Origin of the sequence: Marinifilum breve (assembly GCF_003202155.1) — a bacterium.
GTDB lineage: Bacteria > Bacteroidota > Bacteroidia > Bacteroidales > Marinifilaceae > Marinifilum > Marinifilum breve.
Map to the genome: position 1 here is coordinate 174,116 of NZ_QFLI01000006.1, position 24,253 is coordinate 198,368.

At 36.2% G+C, this 24,253-nt stretch carries 21 protein-coding genes; 11 read left to right on the forward strand and 10 right to left on the reverse strand.

Going from position 1 to position 24,253, the window contains the following annotated elements:
- The first annotated feature begins 27 nt into the window (after positions 1-27).
- The 3 genes from pnuC to DF185_RS14440 all read left to right on the forward strand — a co-directional run bounded on the left by pnuC (position 28) and on the right by DF185_RS14440 (position 2,995).
- Positions 28-615, forward strand: coding sequence for a nicotinamide riboside transporter PnuC (gene pnuC, locus DF185_RS14430; RefSeq protein ID WP_110361467.1), 588 nt, complete (start codon positions 28-30; stop codon positions 613-615).
- 49 nt (positions 616-664) lie between these two features.
- Positions 665-1,282, forward strand: coding sequence for a thiamine diphosphokinase (locus DF185_RS14435; RefSeq protein WP_110361468.1), 618 nt, complete (start codon positions 665-667; stop codon positions 1,280-1,282).
- 444 nt (positions 1,283-1,726) lie between these two features.
- On the forward strand, positions 1,727-2,995 hold the full coding sequence (locus DF185_RS14440) for a DcaP family trimeric outer membrane transporter (protein ID WP_110361469.1): 1,269 nt from the start codon (positions 1,727-1,729) through the stop codon (positions 2,993-2,995).
- A gap of 55 nt (positions 2,996-3,050) precedes the next feature.
- Here DF185_RS14440 and DF185_RS14445 read toward each other — a convergent pair whose 3' ends face one another.
- From DF185_RS14445 to DF185_RS14465, 5 genes are read right to left on the reverse strand one after another with little or no spacing between them, the layout of a single operon-like run.
- Positions 3,051-4,913: a sensor histidine kinase gene (locus tag DF185_RS14445; RefSeq protein ID WP_110361470.1), complete on the reverse strand. Its 1,863-nt coding sequence runs from the start codon at positions 4,911-4,913 to the stop codon at positions 3,051-3,053.
- Between the two features lie 39 nt (positions 4,914-4,952).
- Positions 4,953-6,377 (reverse strand): D-alanyl-D-alanine carboxypeptidase/D-alanyl-D-alanine endopeptidase, encoded by a 1,425-nt coding sequence (gene dacB, locus DF185_RS14450; RefSeq protein ID WP_110361471.1) that lies wholly within the window; start codon positions 6,375-6,377, stop codon positions 4,953-4,955.
- Entirely contained in the window at positions 6,370-6,570 is a 201-nt protein-coding gene (gene xseB / locus DF185_RS14455; protein ID WP_110361472.1) for an exodeoxyribonuclease VII small subunit, read from the reverse strand. Before xseB ends, dacB begins: the two co-directional genes overlap by 8 nt.
- Complete coding sequence (gene xseA / locus DF185_RS14460; RefSeq protein WP_110361473.1) at positions 6,571-7,962, reverse strand: exodeoxyribonuclease VII large subunit; 1,392 nt, start codon at positions 7,960-7,962, stop codon at positions 6,571-6,573.
- A 17-nt stretch (positions 7,963-7,979) separates the two neighbouring features.
- Complete coding sequence (locus DF185_RS14465) at positions 7,980-8,789, reverse strand: toxin-antitoxin system YwqK family antitoxin (protein WP_110361474.1); 810 nt, start codon at positions 8,787-8,789, stop codon at positions 7,980-7,982.
- A gap of 310 nt (positions 8,790-9,099) precedes the next feature.
- Here DF185_RS14465 and DF185_RS14470 point away from each other — a divergent pair, with 310 nt between their 5' ends.
- Positions 9,100-9,846, forward strand: a complete 747-nt coding sequence (locus tag DF185_RS14470) for a hypothetical protein (protein WP_110361475.1) — start codon at positions 9,100-9,102, stop codon at positions 9,844-9,846.
- Positions 9,847-9,935: 89 nt separating this feature from the next.
- Here the strand turns inward: DF185_RS14470 and dnaK are convergent, their stop codons facing one another.
- Positions 9,936-11,849 (reverse strand): molecular chaperone DnaK, encoded by a 1,914-nt coding sequence (gene dnaK / locus DF185_RS14475; RefSeq protein WP_110361476.1) that lies wholly within the window; start codon positions 11,847-11,849, stop codon positions 9,936-9,938.
- Between the two features lie 402 nt (positions 11,850-12,251).
- Here dnaK and panB point away from each other — a divergent pair, with 402 nt between their 5' ends.
- Positions 12,252-13,070 carry a 3-methyl-2-oxobutanoate hydroxymethyltransferase gene (gene panB / locus DF185_RS14480; protein ID WP_110361477.1) on the forward strand — a complete coding sequence of 273 codons (819 nt, stop codon included), beginning with the start codon at positions 12,252-12,254 and terminating at the stop codon, positions 13,068-13,070.
- 54 nt (positions 13,071-13,124) lie between these two features.
- Positions 13,125-13,826, forward strand: a complete 702-nt coding sequence (locus DF185_RS14485; protein WP_110361478.1) for an RluA family pseudouridine synthase — start codon at positions 13,125-13,127, stop codon at positions 13,824-13,826.
- 36 nt (positions 13,827-13,862) lie between these two features.
- Here the strand turns inward: DF185_RS14485 and DF185_RS14490 are convergent, their stop codons facing one another.
- Complete coding sequence (locus tag DF185_RS14490; RefSeq protein ID WP_110361479.1) at positions 13,863-14,348, reverse strand: cytidine deaminase; 486 nt, start codon at positions 14,346-14,348, stop codon at positions 13,863-13,865.
- 258 nt (positions 14,349-14,606) lie between these two features.
- Between DF185_RS14490 and DF185_RS14495 the strand changes: the two genes are divergently transcribed.
- A complete protein-coding gene (locus tag DF185_RS14495; protein ID WP_110361480.1) occupies positions 14,607-15,542 on the forward strand; it encodes a glucosaminidase domain-containing protein in 936 nt (311 codons plus the stop codon).
- 76 nt (positions 15,543-15,618) lie between these two features.
- On the opposite strand, the gene DF185_RS14500 is transcribed toward DF185_RS14495, so the two are convergent.
- Positions 15,619-16,068 (reverse strand): hypothetical protein, encoded by a 450-nt coding sequence (locus DF185_RS14500; RefSeq protein WP_207784658.1) that lies wholly within the window; start codon positions 16,066-16,068, stop codon positions 15,619-15,621.
- Between the two features lie 291 nt (positions 16,069-16,359).
- Between DF185_RS14500 and DF185_RS14505 the strand changes: the two genes are divergently transcribed.
- Together DF185_RS14505 and DF185_RS14510 are read left to right on the forward strand one after the other, a co-directional pair.
- On the forward strand, positions 16,360-19,650 hold the full coding sequence (locus tag DF185_RS14505) for a WD40/YVTN/BNR-like repeat-containing protein (RefSeq protein ID WP_110361481.1): 3,291 nt from the start codon (positions 16,360-16,362) through the stop codon (positions 19,648-19,650).
- A gap of 239 nt (positions 19,651-19,889) precedes the next feature.
- Positions 19,890-20,237: a hypothetical protein gene (locus DF185_RS14510; RefSeq protein ID WP_110361482.1), complete on the forward strand. Its 348-nt coding sequence runs from the start codon at positions 19,890-19,892 to the stop codon at positions 20,235-20,237.
- Between the two features lie 110 nt (positions 20,238-20,347).
- Here the strand turns inward: DF185_RS14510 and DF185_RS14515 are convergent, their stop codons facing one another.
- Both DF185_RS14515 and DF185_RS14520 read right to left on the reverse strand, forming a co-directional pair.
- Positions 20,348-20,722: a hypothetical protein gene (locus tag DF185_RS14515; RefSeq protein ID WP_110361483.1), complete on the reverse strand. Its 375-nt coding sequence runs from the start codon at positions 20,720-20,722 to the stop codon at positions 20,348-20,350.
- Between the two features lie 5 nt (positions 20,723-20,727).
- Positions 20,728-21,291, reverse strand: coding sequence for an RNA polymerase sigma factor (locus DF185_RS14520; protein ID WP_110361484.1), 564 nt, complete (start codon positions 21,289-21,291; stop codon positions 20,728-20,730).
- A gap of 669 nt (positions 21,292-21,960) precedes the next feature.
- On the opposite strand from DF185_RS14520, the gene DF185_RS14525 reads away from it, so the two are divergent.
- Both DF185_RS14525 and DF185_RS14535 read left to right on the forward strand, forming a co-directional pair.
- Positions 21,961-22,332, forward strand: a complete 372-nt coding sequence (locus DF185_RS14525; RefSeq protein ID WP_110361485.1) for a DUF6249 domain-containing protein — start codon at positions 21,961-21,963, stop codon at positions 22,330-22,332.
- Between the two features lie 1,175 nt (positions 22,333-23,507).
- Positions 23,508-24,074: a hypothetical protein gene (locus DF185_RS14535; RefSeq protein WP_110361487.1), complete on the forward strand. Its 567-nt coding sequence runs from the start codon at positions 23,508-23,510 to the stop codon at positions 24,072-24,074.
- Positions 24,075-24,253 lie beyond the last annotated feature (179 nt).

A 24,253-nucleotide genomic window follows, 5' to 3' on the forward strand; every position in this document is an offset into this window, starting at 1 on the left:
CCGTACGTCTCTACCTAAATTGAAAATATGAACTGGATAACCGACAATATTGTTGAAATCATAGGAACCTTATCAGGCTTGTTATTCCTGTATTTGGAAATTAAGCAGAACAAATGGTTGTGGCCCGTAGGTTTACTCACTTCGCTAATGTACATCTATGTGTTTTTTGTGGCCAAACTATATGCCGATATGTCGCTTCAGTTCTATTACGTTTTTATCAGTATTTATGGATGGATTTTATGGTCGAGAGGAAAAAAACAGCAAGAAAAAGACTTGCCAGTCATTCGCTTGAGCATGAATTTATTTGTAAAACTTATAGTGGCTAGCATTGCAATATATGCCTTAATTGCTTTCATTTTGGTAAAATTTACCGATGGTTCGGTACCATACTGGGATGCATTTACCACGGCATTGAGTATTGTAGCAACATGGATGTTGGCTCGCAAGATACTGGAGCAATGGTTGGTTTGGATCGTTGTAAATTCGGTATCATTGGGCTTATACATTTACAAAGATTTGAATTTTACAGCAATACTTTTCTTTTTCTATACCACCATGGCAGTGGTTGGATATCTGCAATGGAAAAAAGACATGCTTCGTTCACAGGCTATTTAAGCGAATTCATTAAATTTACTGGCTCAAATTTTATCATCACTGATCGAGCATGCAAAAGAAAGCTGTAATATTGGCAAACGGAGCCTTTCCTACTCACGAAATCCCTTTAAAGGAGCTAAAAGAATCGAAACATATCATTTGTTGCGATGGTGCAATTAACAAGCTGGAAAAAGCAGGTTTGGAACCTTTCGCCATTATTGGTGATTTGGATTCTTTAGATTCCGAATTGAAGTGGAAGTACAGAGATATCATTTATCACTTTTCAAATCAGGATACCAATGATTTAACCAAGGCAGTTGAATGGTGCATAGCCAATAAATTCAATGAAATTGCAATTGTGGGAGCAACAGGCAATCGCGATGATCATATGATTGGAAATGTGTTTCTGTTGCCGCAATATGCAAAGAAGGTAAGAGTTAAAATGCTTACCAGTTATGGTATGTTTACCCCAATTGTTCGCTCAAAAAATTTCGAAAGCTATACCAGGCAACAAGTATCTATTTTCTCTCCAAACAGAGATACCTTAATTACAACGGCCAACTTGCGTTATGCATTAACCAATCAGCAATTGGAAATGATGTGGCAAGGCACGCTAAACGAATCGATGGGAGATAGTTTCAGAATTGAATTTGAAGGAGGACCATTGATTATTTACCAGGAATACTAGAGAATTGTAGCGTTGAATTGTTTTTGTACCTGATTTTTTAGGCTTTCCTTGGCGGAAAATCAAAAATTTCGGAAAGTCCCCGCTACAGTTCGGAAAGTGCCCGCTATACTTCGGAAATAGTCCGCTACAGTTCGGAAAACATCCGCTTGAGTTCGGAAATAGGCCGCTACGCTTCGGCGAGTGCCCGCCCGACTTCGGCGAGTGCCCGCCCGATTTCGGCAAGTGTCCGCCCGAGTTCGCTGAATGCTCGCCCGATTTAGAAATTGCCCGCCGCAATTTGAGCAGGTGTATTTAGCTAAGTTCCATTTGAGAAATTGATCTTGATCATCAAGTAATACTGATGTTTAGCATCTTTAAAAATCCAAACAATTGCATTGTAAATTGCTGGCAAATGAATAAAAGCTGTTTATATTTGCAGCCGAATAAAAAACCTAACTAAAGTCGATGAAAAAATTAAAAACTCTGTTATTGCTTTTTGTTTCATTCATAAGCATTTCAGGTCTTAACGCACAAAAAAAGGAATTGCCAATTTCGGTAAAATTTGGTGGATATGTACACTCTTTGTTCACCTACGATACTCGTCAGATGGTAGCTGCGCGCGAAGGGCATATCCTTCTGTATCCTAAAAATGAGATTTTGGATGCTGCAGGCGAGGATATTAATGAAGGTGGAGTGTACAATATGGCAGTAATTCAATCGAGAATGAATGCCAAGATTACGGGGCCTGAAATTTTGGGTGCGAAAACCAACGGGATGATTGAGGCTGAATTTATTGGAAATGGAGAATCGGATACCAACGGTTTGCGTGTGCGTCATGCATTTGTAAATTTAGACTGGGGAAATACCTCTCTTTTAATCGGTCAGACCTGGTCTCCATTGTTTGTAGCCGAGGTTTTCCCATTTACGGTAGGTGCCAATGCAGGTTTGCCATTCAAGCCATTTGCTCGTAATCCTCAGGTGAGATTAACTCACAAAACAGGCAACTGGAAACTATTGGCAGCCATTGCAACCGAAAGAGATTATACAAGTACTGGTCCTGAAGGATCTTCAAATAAATATTTAAGAAATGCCGGTGTACCAATTATTCAGGGGCAGGCGCATTATTACTTGGGAAAGAAAAAACACTTGTTTGGTGTGAGTGGTGAGTTCAAGAATATTAAACCATCATTAATGAGTACTACAGGCTCGAAAGAGGCAGGTGATTACCAAGAATGGAAAAATGATGAGACTCTGTCTTCATGGGCAATTATGGGATATTTCAAGTTGAATTTCAACCCAGTTACTTTTAAGGCGCAAACTACTTATGGTACCAACCTTACTGATGTTTTGATGTTGGGCGGATATGCTGTAAAGAGTTTGAACCCTGTAAGCAACGAGGCATCATACACAGGCATTAAAGTAATGGGATCGTGGGCTGAGCTTTCTTACAAGAAGAACGATTGGGAATATGCTTTCCTTGCCGGATATTCTAAAAACTACGGTGCTGAGGACGATATCGTTTCACCAAATCTTGTTTATGCAAGAAGTAAAGATATAGGTGAATTGTATCGTTTGGCTCCACGTGTTTGTAAAAAATACAAGAACTTAAAGTTCGAATTTGAAGCAGAGTACACTGCAGCTGCATATGGTAAACTTGCTGAAAAGGCAAAAGTAGAAGATACCAAATGGGTAGGTGGTACCAGATATTCATTGGGAGTGTATTACTTCTTTTAATTATAAATGATGAATTATGAGTTATGGATGTAAATAAAATTCATAACTCATAATTTTATAGAGGAATTGTAAAGTAAAATGTTGTTCCTTCCTGTGGTTTCGATTTCATCCAAATTTTACCTCCCAGCATTTCAATTAAGCTTTTGCTAATTGCCAAGCCCAAGCCTGTACCTCCATATTGTCGAGTGTTGGCATCCAATTCGGCCTGTCGGAATCTGTCGAAAATAATGGCTTGTTTTTCTTTTGGAATCCCAATTCCAGTATCTCTTACAAAGAATTCAATAAACTTTCCTTTAACTGTATAACCAATTTCAATTTCACCTGCCTGGGTAAATTTGATAGAGTTCTCAATCAGGTTGGTGAAGACCTGTTGCAATCGAACAGAATCGGTTGTTATCTCTATTATCGGATTATCCTCAGGAGTATTTATAATGAAATTGAGCTTGTGATTTTCCTTATACTCTTTAAGTGTTTCGTAATCATCTTTAACCGAATCGAACAGCTTAGAAATATTACATCTGTCTAAAACAACCTTTAACTGGTTGGTTTCAATTTTTGAGATATCAAGAATATCACTAATCAATCGTAATAAACCATTGGTGTTTTTCTGGATAATTGAAATGAATTTTTTCCTTTTTGCTTCTGCTACATTTTCACCTGAAAGAAGTTCTGTAAATCCCAATATGGCATTCATAGGTGTGCGTATTTCATGCGACATATTGGCCAGGAAGGCAGATTTTAATCGGCTTGATTCCTCTGCAACCTCTATTGCTTTTTCAAGTTTTACATTGGTTGCAGTAATCTCCTGCATATGTACTTTTTCCTTCTGTTCTCTTAGTTTTCTTAGATGAATATTAATCATCATCACGATGATAATAATGGTTAAAAGAATCAGAATGGTTAAGGTAAGTACAAATATTTCCTTATTCTCCTTAATCAGGCTGTAAGGTTCATTAATAAGATGCGAGTTTTTGGGTAAATCTTTAATTTTGATATCAAAATTTACCAACTCGTTGTAATCGAACTCATACTCATACTCAGGTTGCATTGGAGGAATATCATCAATAGGTGTGCCTGATAGCACTTTTTTAGCGATTTGTGCGGCTTGCTTACCTTGTATTCTTCCTGTAATTAATGATCCACCTATAGCCCCACGATTAAGATAGAAATCCCAAACACAGTAAATAGGAACTTTGCAGTATGGTTTACATTCAGAAAAACCTTTTTCGTAAGTGTAATAATTGCCATCAATATCCCTATTGTATAATAAGTAAAGAACAACATCATTAGGTTTTAACTTTGATAGCTGAATTTTTAATTCTTGAATGTTTTTAGGCTTTATAATTAAGTGCCTTACTGGTTCACTCATTTTTTCAAATTCATCCTTTAGGGAGGATAATACAGTTTCACCAGTGGTACTATGATCTATTACAACAACAATTTTAGAATAGTTTGGATGATGATCTTCGATAAGTTTAATTGTTGAACATACACTAAACGTTTCAAACACTCCAGTGTATCCTTTTGGAGGATCAATAATAGAGTTTAAACCTGAGAAAACTACAGGAACTTCACCAAAAATTTCATTGCGATTTTTGAGTAAAAAGTCGTAAGCATTGTTGTCAGTAGAAATAATTAAATCAAATATTTGATTCCTGTACTTGTGCTTGTAGTAATCTTTTAAGTGGTCCAGATACTCTTCAGAGAAATATCTTTTAGAATCCATATACTCAATATGTAGAGTAGTATTTGGATCTGGAAGAAGCTCTCTCTTGATGCTGTTTAAGGTAGAATCCGTCCAACTAAGACCATTGTGGTATGAGTTTAAAATTAAAATGTGTTTGTGTACAGATGAATAGGCACCCAAACTGCATAGTATAAGCAGCGAAAGTATTATTGACTTAATACTAATTCTCATAGGAAAATTGAATTGATTTGTATCGTTAACCAATTCAATTTAATAATTATAAACCTGAATTAAAAGGTTTAGCAATTTATTATTGAGTTCCTTTGATGAGCAAGTATGATTATTAATTAAAATACATACAATGTAAGCTTTGCCTTCTGAGTTTTTTAAATAGCCACAATATGTTCGAACACCTGTCATCGATCCTGTTTTAGCTTTCCAATGGTTTGCAATTTTACTGCCTTTCCCAAAATACTTTAAAGTACCTGATTTTCCTGCAACAGGAAGTGATGCTAAAAAAGCATCGTAATTGTTGCTGTGATACATGGAAGTAAGGATTTGACTGAAAAAATCGGCAGAAATTGCATTAAAATGTGATAAGCCACTTCCATCAAGTAAGTTTTGGTATTTGGTTTCGATGCCTTTTTCTCTCCAAAACTCATTTATGGATTTTGTTCCTGTCTTCCAATTGGCTTTTTTGTTTCGCTTTTGTGCAATTTCAAAAAGCAATTGATCGGCAAATAGATTAACGCTTTTCTGGTTGGTCCAGTATACGATATCTTTCAGTTTGGGCGATAGAATTTCGAACAGCTCTTTACGATGGATTGTAGGCTTGTTTTTTTGATTCAGAACTCGAATGTTATTCTTGTTTAATTCAGCTTTAAGATCTTCAATTAAGGCCAATTCCGGATGAAGAAAAGCTCCCTTTACCTTGAATTCATTTCTATTCTGAGGTATGCTGCCTTCTATTCTTCGCAAATTGCTTGTGTTACCACCAAAAATATATGCCAAATCGCGATTGATTTCTGAACTTACAACCTGGTTGTCGAATTCCAGTCCTGTATTGTTTGGAACCGTTTTCCAAATTTTGGTTTTGTTACCTGCTTTACCCGATTTAAAATATAGGGTGTACATGTTATCACGGTAGTTGATTGCATTGGGAACAGCACCATAGTAATTGCCTATATCTTCCCATATCCAGGTTCTTGGAATGGATGGTTTGAAATATGAAATGTCTATTAAAATATTGCCATCGATGGTATGGATATTTAATTTTTTCAGCTTCGACACAATTCGATTGGCACTGTTTTGTTGAGATTCAAAATACTTCGATTCCAAAGTAGGATCGCCACCACCTTTAATAATCAGGTTTCCTTTTAGTATTCCATTTTCAATATTCCCATCTGTTTCTAAAAGGGTTTTAAACTGGTAATCTTCACCTAAAATTTCCAAGGCGCTGGCAGTGGTAACTAACTTTTGAGTCGAAGCCGGTGTTAAAGCCATTTTCGAGTTGTGTTGAGCCAATATTTTACCCTTTTCAACATCTTTTATAATAATGCCTAACCCAGCCGAATAAAAGCAGGAATCGGTTGTAAATTCATCTACAAATTGTTGAATTTTATTATCTGTAGTTTGTTGAGAAGTACATGAAAATCCCCAAACTATGAATGCGAAAAGGAGTAAGATTTTATTCATCGATCTCTTTTAAAATTTTTTCTACTTCTTTTTCTGTACTATTTAATTTTGCCTTACAAATTACCAGTAGTTCTGAAACTCGTTTTACTTTCGCTGATAAATCATCAACGTCTAGTTCTTCATTTTCAATCAACATGATTGTCTCTTCAATTTCGGCAATTGCTTCGCTGTAACTAATCTTTTTCTTAGCCATTTATTTGTGTTTTTTAGGATTTACTTTTTGAATCTCACTCTCAACCAGACCATCTTTAAATCTGGTTACAATTTTATCGCTTTTGGATAGTGACGAAATGTCTTTCACTATTTTTCCATCCTTTAAAGTTAGCGTATATCCTTTTTGCAGTATGTTTTCAGGATTTAGATATTTTATACTGTGATCGTGTAATGATAGTTTATGCTTTTGATTTTCGAGCAGTCGACCAACTCGTATGCCAATTTTACTTTGCAGGTGTTCTGAATGACTCTTTTCATTACTCAATCGGTGTTCGAGACCAAGTTTCAATTTGGTTTTAAAATTCTGCAGATTAAAAGAGTGAGATTTGGTCAATTGCTTTGCCGAATGAATCAATTTTTCATTTGCCAGTAAAAGCTGATTCGATTTTCGTTCCAAAATGGTTTTAACCAAGGGCGAAAATTTGTTTGATAGGAAATGCAAATTCTCAGAAGCTTCCAGAAGAATTTCATTTATGCCATTATAAAATTCCTCCTGCAAACTTTCATGATATGCTTGTTTTTCATCGAAACAATCAATCAGGTATTCGGCAGCTGCAGTTGGAGTTTTAACACGCACATTGGCTACAATATCAACAATGGTTTCGTCTCTTTCATGTCCGATCCCGGAAATTACAGGAAGCGGAAACTGAGCAATATTAAAAGCCAGCCAGTAGCTATCGAAACAATTCAAATCAGCAGTTGAGCCTCCTCCTCGAATAATAACAACAACATCAAATACTTCTTCATACTCATTAATTCGATCGAGTGCCGCAATAATTGATTTTTCAGCCTGATTCCCCTGCATAATAGCCGGAAACAATTTGTAATGGAATTTGTATCCGGAAGGGTTGTTTTCCAATTGATTTGTGAAATCTTCGTAACCAGCTGCCGTGGGAGAGGAGATAAGGGCAATACATTTCGGAATTTCCGGGAAATCAACTTCTTTGTTCATTTCCAGAACTCCCTCTTCCTCCAGTCTGTTGAGAATTTCTTTTCTTCTTCTGGCAATATCGCCCAGCGTATAACTAGGGTCGATATCTTTAATATTTAAAGTGTAACCATAAATTTCCTGAAATTCTATGCTAACATTAATCAATACCTTAATTCCAGCTGAGAACCTTTGACCGGTACTGGTTTCAAAATAAGGTTTTAGCATCCTAAAAGTATAGGCCCAAATGGTTGCCCTGGCTTTGGCTATAATTTGATCGGTACTTTCATCTTTTTCAACCAATTCCAAATAACAATGACCATTCTGATTGTAGCGGACTTCGCTAATTTCTGCAACAATCCACAAGTCAGAATCAAAAGAGTTCTTTAAAACTCCTTTAATCTGATTATTTAATTGAAATAAACTTATTCCTTTGTTTGCCATAGTTTCCTTTCTGGAGTTTATCGCCTCATTTGAGAGCGTAAGAATGAATCAGGATCGTTTACGTAATTTTCAGGATCACTATTGATTAATTTTTCTTTCTGAGCTTCCATTTGCTCCAATTTTTTTATTTGCTGTTGATCAAGTTCATCCTGATTCATAGCAACACCATTTTTGTATTCAATGGTAAAAAGCAAATCTCCTTTTTCAGAATAATGATCCCAATTACCTGTTTTTTTATTGTTGAGATAATCACCTCCGAACTCAATAATGCCATTAGGGTAAAAAGCCTGAAATCCACCATTTAGTTTGCCTTCCTGATATTTTGCTTCAATATAGGGCTTACCATCTTCAAAAAAGCGTTTCCAAATGCCATGCTTTTTTCCATTAACGAAAGGAATAGATTCTGAAACTTTGCCATTTTTAAAATGGTACTCGCTAAGACCATTCTTAATTCCATTTTGGTAAGTTTCACTTGCTCGAACACTTCCTCTTTTATCGAAATAATTCCAAATGCTATCCTTTTGTGATTTTATGAAGTTCCCCTTTGCAACAAGTTGAGTAGATTCATTGTAAAGTTCAGCTTTTGCTTTTGTTCCATTTTCTGAAAAAACTAATACCGCTTTTAAATTGCCATTGGTATGGAAGCGTTCCATTCTTCCACTGGGTTTGTTATCTACAAAACTGCCTTTGTATTTAATTTTTCCATTGGGGTATTTCTTAATCCAAACTCCTTGTTTTAAACCATTTTTATCGGTTTTATTAATTTTTTGAGCACCTGAAAATATTGGTGTTATCAGTAAGAGTAAGATGATTAAGTTTTTTATCATTTTGTTTAGTATTTATCTTCTTTGTAATGTTGTTTGTACCGCAAAATCGAGTTTACACAAAACTAATAAAACTATAACAGTCATAAAAAAAACTGGAGCTTTTCCCATAAAAACCAATAGGTTCGAATCATTAATAATAGGAATATGTTGTATATCATTTCTAATATTTTTTGGATGGTATTGATATTTTGTATTTTATGAATCGAATTAAATGTATTTATCTCTAATTATGTATTGTTGTGTGTGGTGATAAAACAATTGAATTGAAGAGAGAAAATACATTTTTCGATGTTGATTTCATAAAGTTCGAATGAACAATGGAATCAAAAATGGTGGAAATAATAACAAAAGCATAACTAACAAAATTGGTGGTATGGAGACAATGGATTTTCCTTTTAATTTCGATGAAATGCCAATAGCGGCAAAATTCATCTCCGACAGTTTCTCAAGAGATATTGAGGACTTTCAAAGAGTTTATCCTGTATTTGATGAGGTGTTTAAAGCACGTTTTGCTGAGCAAATCAGAAAAGCAAAAGATATCGTTTGTTGTGGACCTGAGGGGGTGAAAATTCAAAATATCAGGATTGGAGTATTCAGAAAAATAGAGAGTTTAAATACTTTAATATTAGAAGCTCAAGATTATTTTCCAATCTCAAGAATAAAGCAGTACGATTATATTGTTGAGATTGTGGAAAAAAAGAATTTAAGCTCAATACTGTCGATTGTACCTAACCTTTTACAGCAACTTGAGGCAAATATACCAACACAAAACGAAGATGTTGCTCAATCCATTATCGATGGAATACAATCAATCTATCAGGTATTAAAGTTGGATCGAATAGAACTCAATCGTTTGCTTAATTCTCGCGGACTGCTGAAGGAAGAAGTTTTCCGTTGTTTGAATCACCTTTGGGCAACCATGCAGGATGTAATGGAGATTGGACAAAGCCTATATAGAAAGGATGATCCAATGAAGTGTGTTGAGTATGAATTGAACTACCTCAAGATGAAAGTGAAGACTTTCTGGATGCATTCAGTACCAGATTCAGTAGCTTAGTAAAATTACCAAACCTAAACTTTAATATTACCGACATAAAAAATGGCGATCGAGTTTCGATCGCCATTTTTTATATATCTGAAGTCAAATTATTTTACTTCCTCAAAGTCAACGTCAGTCACTTCATCATCTGATTTAGCCTGACCACCTGCTTGACCTCCTTGTGCACCAGCATCAGGACCTGGTTGGCCACCTTGCTGTTGTTGTGCATTGTACATTTCTTGAGATGCAGCCTGGAATACATTGTTCAACTCATCGATAGCAGCATTACAAGCATCAACATCCTGAGCTTTGTGTGCTTCTTTCAATTTGTTCAAAGCATCTTCGATTGGCTGTTTCTTATCAGCTGGCAATTTATCTCCGATTTCTTTCAACTGCTTTTCAGTCTGGAAAATCATACCGTCAGCTTTGTTCAAAGTATCGATTCTTTCTTTTGCTTTGTTGTCAGCTTCTTCGTTTGCCTTAGCTTCTTCTCTCATTCTGTTGATTTCGTCATCAGATAATCCTGAAGATGCTTCGATACGAATATTTTGCTCTTTACCAGTTCCTTTATCTTTAGCAGATACATTCAAGATACCATTAGCATCGATATCGAAAGTTACTTCGATTTGTGGAATACCACGTGGTGCTGGTGGAATGCTATCTAGGTGGAAACGACCGATTGTCTTGTTACCTTGAGCCATTGGTCTCTCACCTTGAAGAATGTGAATTTCTACAGAAGGCTGGTTGTCAGCAGCTGTTGTAAATGTTTCAGTCTTCTTAGTTGGGATTGTAGTGTTGGCTTCAATCAATTTGGTCATTACACCACCCATAGTTTCAATACCTAATGAAAGAGGAGTAACATCCAAAAGAAGAACGTCTTTTACTTCACCAGTTAAAACACCACCTTGAATTGCAGCACCTACAGCTACTACTTCATCAGGATTAACACCTTTCGATGGAGCTTTACCGAAGAATTCCTGTACTTTATTTTGAATAGCTGGGATACGAGTAGAACCACCTACCAAGATTACTTCGTCAATTTCAGAAGCAGTTACACCAGCATCGTTCAATGCAGCTCTACATGGCTCGATTACTGCTTGAATTAGGCTATCAGCCAATTGCTCGAATTGTGCACGAGAAAGAGTTTTAACCAAGTGCTTTGGAATACCGTTAACTGGCATAATGTATGGCAAGTTGATTTCAGTGCTAGTAGAACTAGACAATTCAACTTTAGCTTTCTCAGCAGCTTCTTTCAAACGCTGAAGAGCCATAGGATCCTGACGCAAGTCAATACCTTCTTCTTTGTTGAATTCATCAGCCAACCAATCGATAATTACCTGGTCGAAGTCATCACCACCAAGGTGAGTATCACCATTTGTTGATTTTACTTCGAATACACCATCACCCAATTCAAGAACTGAAATATCGAAAGTACCACCACCAAGGTCGAATACTGCAATTTTCATATCCTGATCTTTCTTATCAAGACCATATGCCAAAGAAGCAGCTGTTGGCTCATTGATGATACGCTTAACAGCCAAACCAGCAATTTCACCAGCTTCTTTAGTTGCCTGACGCTGTGCATCGTTAAAGTAAGCAGGAACTGTAATTACAGCTTCAGTTACTTCTTGTCCAAGATAATCTTCAGCAGTTTTCTTCATTTTCTGAAGAGTCATTGCTGAAATTTCTTGTGGAGAATATTTTCTATCGTCGATTTCAACACGTGGAGTGTTGTTGTCACCTTTTAAAATTTTATAAGGAACACGTCCTATTTCTTTACCTACCTTGTCGTAAGTTTCACCCATAAATCTCTTGATAGAGAAAATTGTTTTAGTTGGGTTTGTGATAGCCTGACGTTTTGCAGGATCACCTACTTTTCTTTCACCACCTTCAACAAAAGCTACAATAGATGGAGTTGTTCTTTTTCCTTCACTGTTAGGAATTACTACAGGCTCGTTACCTTCCATTACGGATACACAAGAGTTGGTAGTTCCTAAGTCGATTCCAATAATTTTACCCATTTTAAGTATTTATTTAATGTTCTTATTTTTTTCTAATACACTCGTGGATTATTTTTAAATCCGACAGGGAATGATCAAAGCCTGTGCCATTCCAGAAATTATAGTTTCGAATGTAAAACTGACACAGATTGCAAAATTATCAACTAAAATCATGACAGTTTTACTGACAGAAAGACAGAAGTACGCAATTATTAATTATAAATGATGAATAATTAGTCGGATATTCATTCACCTACTGTCGAATGAAAGCAACTCTTCATTAACTTTTTCCTTTTAGCTTGATACTTTAAGCTTTTTTATAACTTTGCAGTCTTGTACCATTGAAAAAATGTTGATGGTATGAATTAAAACAGAATTGGGATAATTGCACCTTACTTATCTATTGTCCAAAAATTTAAGATCATGTCAATTCATAAAGAATCGGTAAAGAGAGTGACAACACATGTACTCTCAGAAATGAAATTGAAGGGAGAAAAAATCTCCATGCTAACTTCTTACGACTACTCTATGGCTGCTATTGTTGATAGAGCGGGTATAGATGTAATATTGGTTGGCGATTCGGCATCTAATGTTATGGCAGGACATGAAACTACACTGCCTATTACTTTAGATCAGATGATTTATCATGGAGCGTCGGTTGTTCGTGCTGTACAAAGAGCTTTGGTTGTAGTTGATTTGCCTTTTGGTACTTACCAGGGAAATTCGAAAGAAGCGTTGAATTCTTCTATTCGCATTATGAAAGAGGCAAGTGCTGATGCTGTGAAATTGGAAGGTGGTAGTGAAGTATTGGAATCAGTTAACCGAATTTTATCCGCAGGTATTCCTGTAATGGGACATTTGGGATTAACTCCACAATCCATTCACAAGTTTGGAACCTATGCAGTTCGTGCCAAAGAGGAGGAAGAAGCAAATAAATTGCTTGAAGATGCCAAGCTGTTGGAAGAAGCAGGATGTTTTGCTATTGTATTGGAAAAAGTTCCTGCAACATTAGCAAAGAAAGTTGCCGAAAGTGTAAGTATTCCTATTATTGGAATTGGAGCAGGGAATGGTGTAGATGGACAGGTTTTGGTAATTCATGATATGTTGGGAATTACTCAAGAGTTTTCTCCACGTTTCTTAAGAAGATATCACAACTTGTTTGCTGAAATTAAAGGGGCAGTTGAAACCTATATTGGAGATGTGAAATCGAAAGATTTCCCTAATGAAAGAGAGCAATACTAGATTTAGTGATTGAGGATTCGTAAATCCTAATGATTAATTCGTAATTGAATATTGATGGCAAGAGAAAGACTAGAAGTATTATATGAGGACAATCACATTATTGCGATTAACAAGCGATGTGGTGATATTGTGCAAGGAGATCAGACTGGTGATGAACCTTTGAGCGAAAAGGTAAAGAAATACATCAAAAGAAAATATGACAAGCCAGGGGATGTTTACCTTGGCGTACCTCATAGAATTGACAGACCGGTTAGTGGAGTTGTTATTTTTGCTAAAACCAGCAAAGCCTTAACGCGTTTGAATAAAATGTTTCAGCAAAAGGCTGATCAGATTGATAAGATTTACTGGGCAGTAGTTCAAAATTGTCCGAGAGTAGAAGAGGAAACATTGAAGCATTACTTGCTAAGAAATCAGGAAAAGAACCGTACCAATGCTTTCGATAAAGAGAAGAAAGGTGCGAAAGAGGCCATTCTTGATTACAAATTATTGACTCGTTCGCAGAAGTATTTCTTGTTGGAGGTAAAACTTCATACAGGTCGCCATCATCAAATTAGAGCACAACTTTCGAAAGTTGGTATGCCTATTCGTGGCGATTTAAAGTATGGTGCTCCTCGTTCCAAGAATGGTGGAGGAATTGGACTTCATGCCCGAGAAATTGGATTTATGCATCCAGTAAAGCAAGAGCCAATCAGAATTAAAGCACCAGTTCCACAAGATGATAATTTGTGGAGAGAACTTGAAAAATTAGCAGATTAGATATAACAAAAACGGAAGCCATTGGCTTCCGTTTTTTTATTCGTTTAGCATTTCTTTATCAAAGAAAAGCGGCAACAATTGCTTAATACTTTCCACAATTCGAATTTTATTTTCTCCGCAAAGAATCACTTTTATTGGTTGATTGTATCGATCTTCAGTTTCCAGCAGAACTTGTCGGCAAGAACCACAAGGAGGTACGGGAGTTTCCAGGAAGCTGCCATTTGTTCTTGAAGTAATGGCGATTGCTTTAACGGGCACATCTGGGTATTTGGCATTAGCATAAAAAACCGCTACACGTTCTGCACATAAGCCCGATGGATAAGCAGAGTTTTCCTGATTATTACCTTGAACCATCTCACCATTCTCCAGTAACAAAGCTGCACCAACATTAAATTTAGAATATGGAGCATAAGAGCGATGAGCCGCATCTTTGGCCTGATTAACCAATGCTTGATCTTCTTTCGAAAGTTCGTCTATCGAATCGTATTCGTAAACTGTTGTTATAATTTGTGTTTTCTTCATTTTATAGCCATTAGTAAGCAGTATTAAGTAATTGGTTATATACTAACTACTCGTACTCATAAATATACAATAGTTTCGATAATATTTACTAAAACATCATCGTTAGCTTATCAACGGAATATCTTGTGAATAAAAATTGATACAGAAATATCAATGAATAACAGGATTGTTATATTTTTATGGTTGTTTTTGAAATCGGAACGAAGATATACATAAATTTTGATTTCTCATTTATTATCGCTTTTACTTTAGATTTTTATGAAGAAAATTATCTTATACACACTACTTGTAATTGCAACATGCTCAAGTGTGTTTGCAAAAAATTATACCAGAAAAGAATACATTCAAAAATATAAAGATTTAGCGATTCGAGAAATGGAACGTACTGGTATTCCAGCCAGTATCACAATGGCTCAGGGAGTATTAGAGTCACAAAATGGTAATTCTCTTTTGGCGCGCAAGGCCAATAACCATTTTGGAATCAAATGTCACGATTGGGTTGGGCCGAGTATGAAATTCGATGATGACAAAAAAAATGAGTGCTTCAGAAAATATACTAACCCATATGAGTCGTATAAGGATCATTCAAAATTCCTGACAACACGTTCGCGATATGCTTTTTTATTCAAGTACCGATCGGATGATTACAAACGTTGGGCGCATGGATTAAAAAAAGCAGGTTATGCTACAGACCCAAAATATGCCCACAAGTTGATTAGTATTATTGAAGCTGAACATTTGTATAAATTAGATAGAAAAGGAGCAGGTAAAGATTTTGTTGTAAGCAAACCTGATGATACTGAATTGGCAGATATAGATGGTGATTTAAGTATTGATCCGTTTGGAGCCCGATTGGAAGAGGCCAATGGCATTCATTACATCGTAACCAAAAAAGGTGATACTTTCTATAGTATTGAGAAGAACTTGGGAGTAGAACGTAAAAAGTTACTTCGTTACAACGACCTTCCTAAAAACTACATTTTACAGATTGATCAGAGATTATATTTGCATAACAAGCGAAATAAAGCTGCCCGCGGCTATAATTTCCACCGTGTAAAAGAAGGTGAATCATTGTATGGTATTTCGCAGCAGTACGGTGTGAAATTGAAGAGACTTTGCAAGTACAATGGAGTGAAGAAAAACTACAAAGTTCAGACAGGTGAGCGTATTTGGTTACGCAAAAAGAAAAGATAACAACATTTTGGTATTCCGACTTTAAGTCGGGATACCAGAAGAATCCGGTTCCTGAGAACCGGATTTTTTAGTACATTTATTTTTTCGAATAGATCAAACTACCACCAATAGTTAGTGCAGCCGATATAATCATGATGTTTTTGATGACATATTGGCCTTCGAGAGTTGGAAGTAAAATGTTTCCTCCTTGAAAAGTAACTTCAGGAAGTATAAACAAGGGCATAAACGTTCCTGTCATTTGAAGGAATAATAAGCCAATAGCGATGCGTGTGCTTTTTTTAAACAAGAAGAAAACCCCAATTAACACTTCCCACCATCCAATAATATCAACCCAGGTTTCAGCAGCGAATAATGGCATCCAGCTAACGGTTGATTTTACCAATGGTATCGCAGCTGATAGACCAATTGGCTTTAGTATACCAAACCAAATAAAAATCACAGCAAATGATATTCGAATGGCAGGAATCGATAATCTTTGCATGTACTTGGCAATTTTACGATCCAGTTCTTTAAATTTTATATTCATGATCATCTTAATTTAGTTAATACAATAGTCCAATATTACTGTCATTAGAAATAAAAGACTTATAAGTCTTAAATGTATATTTTTTTCTATTTCTAATATATGTTGGAGAGCAGATGTGGGGAAGGGTATCCTTATCTCAAAGTAAAGAGGTAATTGGAGAATTAGATTAATGAGTTTTGGTTAGGAAATGATCTGAGAATCATATAAATTCAACAGTTATAATAAAACACACAAGTTGTAGTGTCTACCTTCAACCAAAAATGCACTTCAACTCATCCTAAAACCAATCATATGAATACTTTTACAAGCGGCCTAAGACGGATGTTTGTAGTTTTGGCATTAACAGGCCTTATTCTACCTGCGCATTCTGTTTTGGCAAAGAAAAAGACAAAAGAACCTGCAAAAGATTCCTTAATCAATTCAAGTTTAGTTAGCGGATTAAAATTTAGAGGGATAGGTCCTGCCACCACTTCAGGGCGAATTTCTGATTTTGCAGTAAATCCGAAAAACCATAGTGAGTACTATGTGGCAGTTTCGAGTGGTAATATTTTTAAAACCATTAATAATGGTACCACATGGAAACCAGTTTTCGATAAGTATGGATCTTACTCGATTGGAGTGGTCACAATAGATCCGAACAACAGCAATGTGGTTTGGGCTGGTACTGGAGAGAACAATCATCAGCGAGCATTGGGTTATGGTGATGGCGTTTACAAAACCATGGATGGCGGTAAGAGCTGGAAAAACATGGGTTTAAAAGAATCTCGCCATATTGGTGGCATCGTAATCGATCCTCGCAATTCTGATATTGTATTTGTAGCTGCGGAAGGTTCGGCTTGGGGACCGGGAGGTGACCGAGGCTTGTACAAAACAACCGATGGTGGTAAGAACTGGAAAAAAGTTCTTAACATCAGTGAAAACACAGGTGTGAACAATGTAATTATCGATCCGGTTGATCCTGATATCATGTATGCAACTTCGGAACAGCGACGTCGACATGTACATGCAAAAATTAATGGCGGACCAGAATCAGCCATCTATAAATCAACAGATGGTGGAGAAAATTGGCGCAAACTAAAGTCTGGATTGCCTTCAGGACATATTGGAGGAATGGGCATTGCCGTGTCTCCGGTAAATCACAATTATGTTTTTGCCATTATTGAGGCAGCAAATGGAAGTGGTTTCTATCGTTCTACCGATAGAGGAGAATCATGGTCTAAAATGAGTGATCATGTGAGTAGTGGGCAATATTACAACGAGATTTTCTGTGATCCTGTTGATGTTGACAAAGTATATTCAGTTGAAACCTTTAGCCATTTTACTGAAGATGGAGGGAAAACCTGGAAACGCTTGGGATTAAAAAATCGCCATGTTGATGATCATGCACTTTGGATTGATCCATGCGATACCAAACATTTCATGATTGGAGGCGATGGAGGTATCTACGAAAGTTTTGATGCTGGTGTAACCTATGTGTTTAAATCGAATCTATCGGTAACACAGTTTTACAGAGTTCAAGTAGATAATGCAAAACCATTCTACAATGTTTATGGTGGTACACAGGATAACAATACATTGGGTGGTCCATCTCAAAACATTAGCCGCAGAGGTGTAACCAATGATGAGTGGGAACCAATTCTAGGTGGTGATGGTTTTTGGGCGCAGATTGATCCAAAAGATCCAAATATTGTGTATTGCGAATATCAGTATGGGAATTCATATCGATACGATAAACAAAGCGGAGAAAAAATCAATATCAAACCTCGTGAAAGAAAAGGCGAATTGGCCTACAAGTGGAACTGGAATGCTCCAATGATTTTATCGGCTCACAAACACACTCGTTTGTATGTGGCAGCCAATAAGGTTTTCCGCAGCGATGATCGAGGAAATTCTTGGGAAGTGATTAGTGAAGATTTAACTACAGGAAAAGACCGCGATTCGTTTAAGGTGATGGGCAAATATTGGAGTGCTGATGCAGTGAAGAAGCATGTTTCTACTTCGCAGTTTGGTACCATTGTTTCTATGGCAGAATCTCCAAAAAATGAGAATTTATTGTACGTAGGAACCGACGATGGATTAATTCAGGTGAGTGAGCAAGGTGGAAATACATGGATGAAACATGCTACCTTCCCGGGAATTCCTCAATACACCTATGTGAGTGATATCATGCCTTCGAAACATGATGAGAATGTTGTTTATGCTTCTTTCGATAACAGAAAGAGAGATGATTTTAAGCCATACATTTTAAAGAGTACTGATAAGGGAAAAACCTGGACCAATATTGCTGGTAATTTGCCAAAGAATGGTACGGTTCATACCATCGAGCAAGATTTTAAAGATCCAAGTTTACTATTTGTAGGAACGGAGTTTGGCATCTTCTTTACAAAGAATAATGGAATGAATTGGGTGCAACTGAAGTCTGGTATTCCTACCATTGCTGTGCGCGATTTAACCATTCAGGAGCGTGAGTGCGATTTGGTTGCCGCAAGTTTTGGACGTGGTTTCTTTATTCTGGATGATTACTCACCATTGCGATCTGTAAATCCAGAAATGGTAGAGAAAAAGGCTGAATTGTTCCCGGTAAAAGATGCTTTAATGTACATTCAGAAAGGTGGAAAAGGAAGTATGGGACATACTTATTTTACAGCTCCTAACCCTGCCTTTGGTGCTACATTTACTTACTATTTAAAGGAAGTTCCAAAAACAGCAAAGCAAGCCCGTCATAAGATAGAAAAAGACTTGTTTAAGAATGGTGAATTCATCCCTCAGCCAAGCTGGAAAGAGCTGGAAGATGAGAAGAAAGAAATTGCACCTTATCTTTTGTTTACCATTAAGGATATGGATGGCGAAGAAATCCGTAAAATAAGCACAAGTGCTAAAAAAGGAATTAATCGTGTGAATTGGGATTTAAAATTCCCTTCAGTTTCACCTGTGAAGAATAAGGAATTTAAGCCTACTAAAAAAGGCAGATCGGGAATGTTCGTGATGCCTGGTGAGTACCAGCTTGAAATGGGAATGGTAGTAAATGGCAAATACGAAATGTTGGACGAAGGTGTGAAATTTAAAGCAGTTACTTTAAACAACAGAACATTACCTGCCGAAAACCGAGAAGAATTGGTGCAATTCCAACAAAAATTGGCGCGTATGTTAAAGGCGATTCAGGGAAGCATGCAGGTAGTAGAATCTTATAAAGCGAAAATAGCTGCCATAAAGACTGCACTTTTGCAAACCCCAAGAATTGCAACGAACGTATCGGAAAAAGTCGAGGAATTATCTGCTGAATTAAATGAGATTGAATTCTTGTTTGAGGGAGTGCCTGCTAGAGCAAGTTGGGAGGAAGTTCCTCCAGCTCAGATTCCAATTTCGAAAAGAATCAACAATATTGTTGGTACGCATTGGGCGAGTACCTCAGGTGTTACACAAACTCAGAAAGATCAATTCGAGATTTTGAAAGTAGAGTTCCCGGCAGCTTTAAAGAGATTGCAGCAATTGGCAAATGATATGAAGTTGGTGGAAACAGAAATGGAAAAACAAGGTGCTCCTTGGACTCCGGGACGAATTCCTACTTATACCGTAGAATAGATTTAACCACAAATTACACAGATTTCACAAATTGAAATAAAATAAAAAGGGATAAGTCAATTGCGACTTATCCCTTTTATATTTTTGGTTAGAGACAAGGTGCTGTCTTGTATCTTTTTAGGGTATTTTAATTTGTATGCAATCAATTAAAATATTATGAAATTTTGGCATTGTTTTGGTGGTAATATCAACTGTAATAAATCAATAGTAAACTAATCTATAATCAATACAATTGAATTATGAAAAAAGCAATCTTCTATTGTTTAGCGGCTTTATTATTGGCATCCTGTCAAATGACACAAACCATTGTTACTCCACCTGCCAATGTTAATGTTCCGAAAAATGCACTTTTTATCTCTCAATCGGGAACCGAAAGTACCTTAATGCAAACCGTTATCGATTTGGAAAATAATGAAATGGTAGTGCTTACTTACAGTTATGCCAATATCGAAAATGTAACTCGAACCGGAGTGTATTTAAATCCTGATGATTATCGAAATATGAAAATTGTAGGAACGGACGCACCATACTCAAAGAAGGAGGAAGATAAGAAACCAATTCACCAGGGTGATTCAAAAGAGAAATAAAAATTAATGAAATACAAAAGGGATAGGTCACTTGCGACTTATCCCTTTTGTATTTTGGGTAAAGACAAGGCACTGCCTTGTCTCTACTTTTATTAATACTTGATATTAAATCATTCCCCCAACTGATCCTTAGTCCTGCTCAGCAGGAAAGAATCGGCCAATTGTATGGCGGTAACAATAAACAATACAAAGGCAATTGGATATTTAAACTGAATGGCAAAATCAAGAAGAATGTTTGCCTCTTTCAGTTCAAAATAGAACAAGAAAGCAACCGTAAAAGCCATAATTACAAATAAGCCTAAGGACATCATTAGGTGGCGCAATAAGGCCTCTTTGATCGATTTTCGCTTCTCCACTTTTTCCACCACATTATCGGCAAAATCAACTGGAATATTAAGCTCGAAATCATCCTCTAAAATTTCTTTCAGCAATTGATCCACATTTTGGAACTCGTCCTCGGTATGTTTTCCTCTGTAGCTATGCATATCAATCAATGTTTAATATTTACCAACTCACTTTTCTCTATCAACTCTTTCAACATTTTCCTTGCCCTGAAAATGTAATTTTTTACCGTTCCAACAGGCAAGCCCGTAATTTCAACGATCTCTTTGTATCCCATCTCTTCCAGATGATACAAACTTAAAACAGTTTTGTACTGTTCAGGCAATTCATCAATCATTTTTCTAACATATGATTTCAACTCTTTGGTTTCTGCAATTTTTTGCGGATGATCCTCCGTAATCATATCCGCATGCAAAAATTCACGTTCATTGTCATCGATATCAGTATCCGGCTTTCGCTTTTTCAAATGATTAATCGTAACCCTATAGGCAATGGTTGCAATCCATGTTGAAAGCTTCGAATCACCTCTAAATTCAGGCAACTTCTGATGCACCTTAATAAATACCTCCTGGCAGATATCCTCCAAATCTTCCTGTTGATTAAGCAAACGTGCCGCCACGTGAAATACAAGGCGCTCGTATTGCTTTACCAAAAACCGAAAGGCCTGTGGATTGCCGTTATTTATTTGATTTATCAGCTCTGTTTCCTTCATCTTCTGTTGCAGTAGACAAACAAGGTAAGAAATAGGTTGCAGAAAATTTAAATATTTTTTTGAGAGTTCTTTTTCATACTGTTTTTATAGTATTTCGTAAAGGCGGCATTAATGCCGCCTCTGCTAATTCTGTAACTATCTTATCCTATCCTTCTCCTGAAGGAGCAACTCTTTATAGATATTTATTTTCCAGAATATAACCCGAAGGAGAATTAAATATACAATCGTTTAATTCTAAATTCTCCCCTTCTAGGGGAGATGGCGACAGCCAGAAGGGTGTTTTTTTGATTATATTATTCTTCTTTCACCCTTTAGTCTGTCGACAGTTTGTTCACACTTAATGTGTTCACGAGCTACACTTCGTTTCGGTTTCCTAAAAGGGAAACACTTAACTTGCAAATACTATAGATGATTTAGCATGGCCATATCAAAATAATTATTTCAGATTTGTGTATAAAGAGTAGTTCAAGGAGAAGGATAGGGTGAGGTGAATTTCGTGCTCCGATTCTCAGTACGGGTTACGAATTGTTGATTGTAGAATATTGGGAATCCGAACTCAAGTCGGAGTCCCAAAGAAAACTTGCAAAAAAAATCCATCAAGCTGCAACCTTTTTAAAACCACCATGGTCTACTAGGCAAAATAGATTGAAAAACTTAAAATTTTGAAATATGAATATTGGTGAATTATTAATGGCTGCAGTGGTGTTTTTCTCAATCATCACATTTGTGAAAATATTGTCTTCACACTTTCTAAAAAGAAAAATTATTAAAACCGGTCATTTCGATCGAGCAGAAATTTTAGATCAAAACGCTGAGATAGAAGTAAAAAAACAAGTACAGTACGATCAGTATCCTGCATTAAAGTGGGGATTGGTAGCATTTTTTGGCGGACTTGGTTTTATCGTATTGGAATTGTTGGGAACTGAATACCCTCAGTTTACCGAGTATCGCAGTGCAATGCCTTATGGAATCTTCTTTGTATTCACTTCACTTGGTTTCTTGTTGTACTACGTAATCATGAGTAAAAAGGCAAAAGAATAGAATATAAATATCCCAATAAAGCGAGGCTGTTCAATTCATTTTGAGCAGCCTTGTTTTTTTTGAAAGTCTTGAAAAGTATGAATAGTGAAAAAGTAGAAAAGTTGTGAAAACTCAATGCTAATTTAAGCACTAGTGAGTAATTCTCTTTCCACATTCATACTGTTTTTTAGAAGTTTTATTACCTACCCTTACTTTGCTCCAGTGCCCACTATGGGCATTGGAAGGTCAAGCTGCTTAGAGGTAGAAAAATTTTTTAGTAAGACGGGGAAGCTAAGAACTTGTTCGAAGATCACCCCGCCGCACTTAAATTTTTTAAGTATAAGAAGTTTGAGCTTACGCGCCCTAGATTCTTTGTTTACTTTCTCATCAATGGAGAAAGTAAAAGCCATGCGGCTTGAGCAAATCAAAACTTAAGATAATAAGGCATAATTTCATTTGGAATTGATTTGATTACTTTCGGCATTTCATATAGAACCATATTTATTAGCTCATGGATGTTTCATTTTACCATCAAAGTATTCCCTATAATATTTAGTAAAATAAAAACCGCTGTAGCCCAGTATTTACCGATCCGAGTTAATAAAGTTACCGTCTTGTTACCAAAATACCCGTCTGAGTTACCAGAATACCCATCCGAGTCAACTCAACACCCGTCTGAGTTACAGATATTGGCGTCCGAGTTAAGGAAATACCCATGCGAGTTACCAATATTGGCATCTGAGTAAGCCAAATACCCTTCTGAGTTGAACAAGAAGGGATAAATACTAACTCAGATAGGAAAGTTAATAACTCAGATGGCATAAATACTTACTTGCAAGGGTAGAATAACAACTCGCATTACAATTTTATTGACTATGTTGATGAATTTGCCTACTCAAACAAATGGTACATAAGCAAAGAGTTGAAAATGCTGCAAGTTTATAGAAGGAAGCAAGGCCAAAAGAGAGCAGTTGAAAACTGTTGCCAAAATATCTTAGCATAAGATATTTCTTTTTGGGATTATTGTTTAAATTCACATGCCTAAGCATCTAATCTTATCTGTTTACACAAACATATTGGGCATGTAAGCTGATTAGATTAGGGAATAAAAGAAAAGTAAGCACAAGTTTTTTAAGCATATAAACAAGTTAGCGTTAATACATGAGTGCGCTATTAAATTTTTATAACTATTTAAGATGAGTCGAAAAAACAACATTGTTGATGAACTTATAATTGAAGGGAATGATTTTAGTTTCGAAAACAATAAAAAATTATACCATGGTAAATTCTATAGTGAGGTAACTAATGAGTTTTTGTCTTGGGTTTCAAAAGTGGATAACTATATAAGAATTAATTATGAAGAAAATAGCGGTCCACTTAGAATGTTGGAAACTGTAGATAGTTTTAAATTTAGTGGTTTTGATAAAGATGAATTTGAAACTGAATTGACAAAACTGAAAGGGGCAATTAAATCTTGCCAAAGCATTAAACCCAACAAGAAAACTAAAGATAATTACATTTTATCATTAATTAAAAACCCATTATTCTGGACGACAATTGTTGTTTTAGTAGGAGGAGCTTATAAACTTGGCTACGACAATGGTAAAGCGAAGTTTGATAAGGAAAAAATTTCACTAAAAGATGAAGCTAACCTTTCTAAAAAAGAAATAACTAAACTAAAAAAAGAGATTTCACAAAAAGACTCTTTAATTGTCAAATTAAAAAGAGAGAAAGAAAGTACTAACGCTAATAGTGGGTCATAGCGCATGCCGCGATTCGGCTCGACTGGATGTTGAAGTGAGAATTTTAACGATAGAACTATAAACAACAAACCTGCGGACACGGCGTCAAGACGCCATACCCTCGGAACGTTGAATTTTCTTAAAGAATTGCATAAAAAAAACGCCTCCCACAACAGGAGACGTTTTGTATACTAACCCAT

Coding starts and splice junctions, on each gene's coding strand:
- pnuC (WP_110361467.1), top strand. CDS start 28: ATGAACTGGATAACCGACAATATTGTTGAAATCATAGGAACCTTATCA.
- DF185_RS14435 (WP_110361468.1), top strand. CDS start 665: ATGCAAAAGAAAGCTGTAATATTGGCAAACGGAGCCTTTCCTACTCAC.
- DF185_RS14440 (WP_110361469.1), top strand. CDS start 1,727: ATGAAAAAATTAAAAACTCTGTTATTGCTTTTTGTTTCATTCATAAGC.
- DF185_RS14445 (WP_110361470.1), bottom strand. CDS start 4,913: ATGAGAATTAGTATTAAGTCAATAATACTTTCGCTGCTTATACTATGC.
- dacB (WP_110361471.1), bottom strand. CDS start 6,377: ATGAATAAAATCTTACTCCTTTTCGCATTCATAGTTTGGGGATTTTCA.
- xseB (WP_110361472.1), bottom strand. CDS start 6,570: ATGGCTAAGAAAAAGATTAGTTACAGCGAAGCAATTGCCGAAATTGAA.
- xseA (WP_110361473.1), bottom strand. CDS start 7,962: ATGGCAAACAAAGGAATAAGTTTATTTCAATTAAATAATCAGATTAAA.
- DF185_RS14465 (WP_110361474.1), bottom strand. CDS start 8,789: ATGATAAAAAACTTAATCATCTTACTCTTACTGATAACACCAATATTT.
- DF185_RS14470 (WP_110361475.1), top strand. CDS start 9,100: ATGAACAATGGAATCAAAAATGGTGGAAATAATAACAAAAGCATAACT.
- dnaK (WP_110361476.1), bottom strand. CDS start 11,849: ATGGGTAAAATTATTGGAATCGACTTAGGAACTACCAACTCTTGTGTA.
- panB (WP_110361477.1), top strand. CDS start 12,252: ATGTCAATTCATAAAGAATCGGTAAAGAGAGTGACAACACATGTACTC.
- DF185_RS14485 (WP_110361478.1), top strand. CDS start 13,125: ATGGCAAGAGAAAGACTAGAAGTATTATATGAGGACAATCACATTATT.
- DF185_RS14490 (WP_110361479.1), bottom strand. CDS start 14,348: ATGAAGAAAACACAAATTATAACAACAGTTTACGAATACGATTCGATA.
- DF185_RS14495 (WP_110361480.1), top strand. CDS start 14,607: ATGAAGAAAATTATCTTATACACACTACTTGTAATTGCAACATGCTCA.
- DF185_RS14500 (WP_207784658.1), bottom strand. CDS start 16,068: ATGAATATAAAATTTAAAGAACTGGATCGTAAAATTGCCAAGTACATG.
- DF185_RS14505 (WP_110361481.1), top strand. CDS start 16,360: ATGAATACTTTTACAAGCGGCCTAAGACGGATGTTTGTAGTTTTGGCA.
- DF185_RS14510 (WP_110361482.1), top strand. CDS start 19,890: ATGAAAAAAGCAATCTTCTATTGTTTAGCGGCTTTATTATTGGCATCC.
- DF185_RS14515 (WP_110361483.1), bottom strand. CDS start 20,722: ATGCATAGCTACAGAGGAAAACATACCGAGGACGAGTTCCAAAATGTG.
- DF185_RS14520 (WP_110361484.1), bottom strand. CDS start 21,291: ATGAAGGAAACAGAGCTGATAAATCAAATAAATAACGGCAATCCACAG.
- DF185_RS14525 (WP_110361485.1), top strand. CDS start 21,961: ATGAATATTGGTGAATTATTAATGGCTGCAGTGGTGTTTTTCTCAATC.
- DF185_RS14535 (WP_110361487.1), top strand. CDS start 23,508: ATGAGTCGAAAAAACAACATTGTTGATGAACTTATAATTGAAGGGAAT.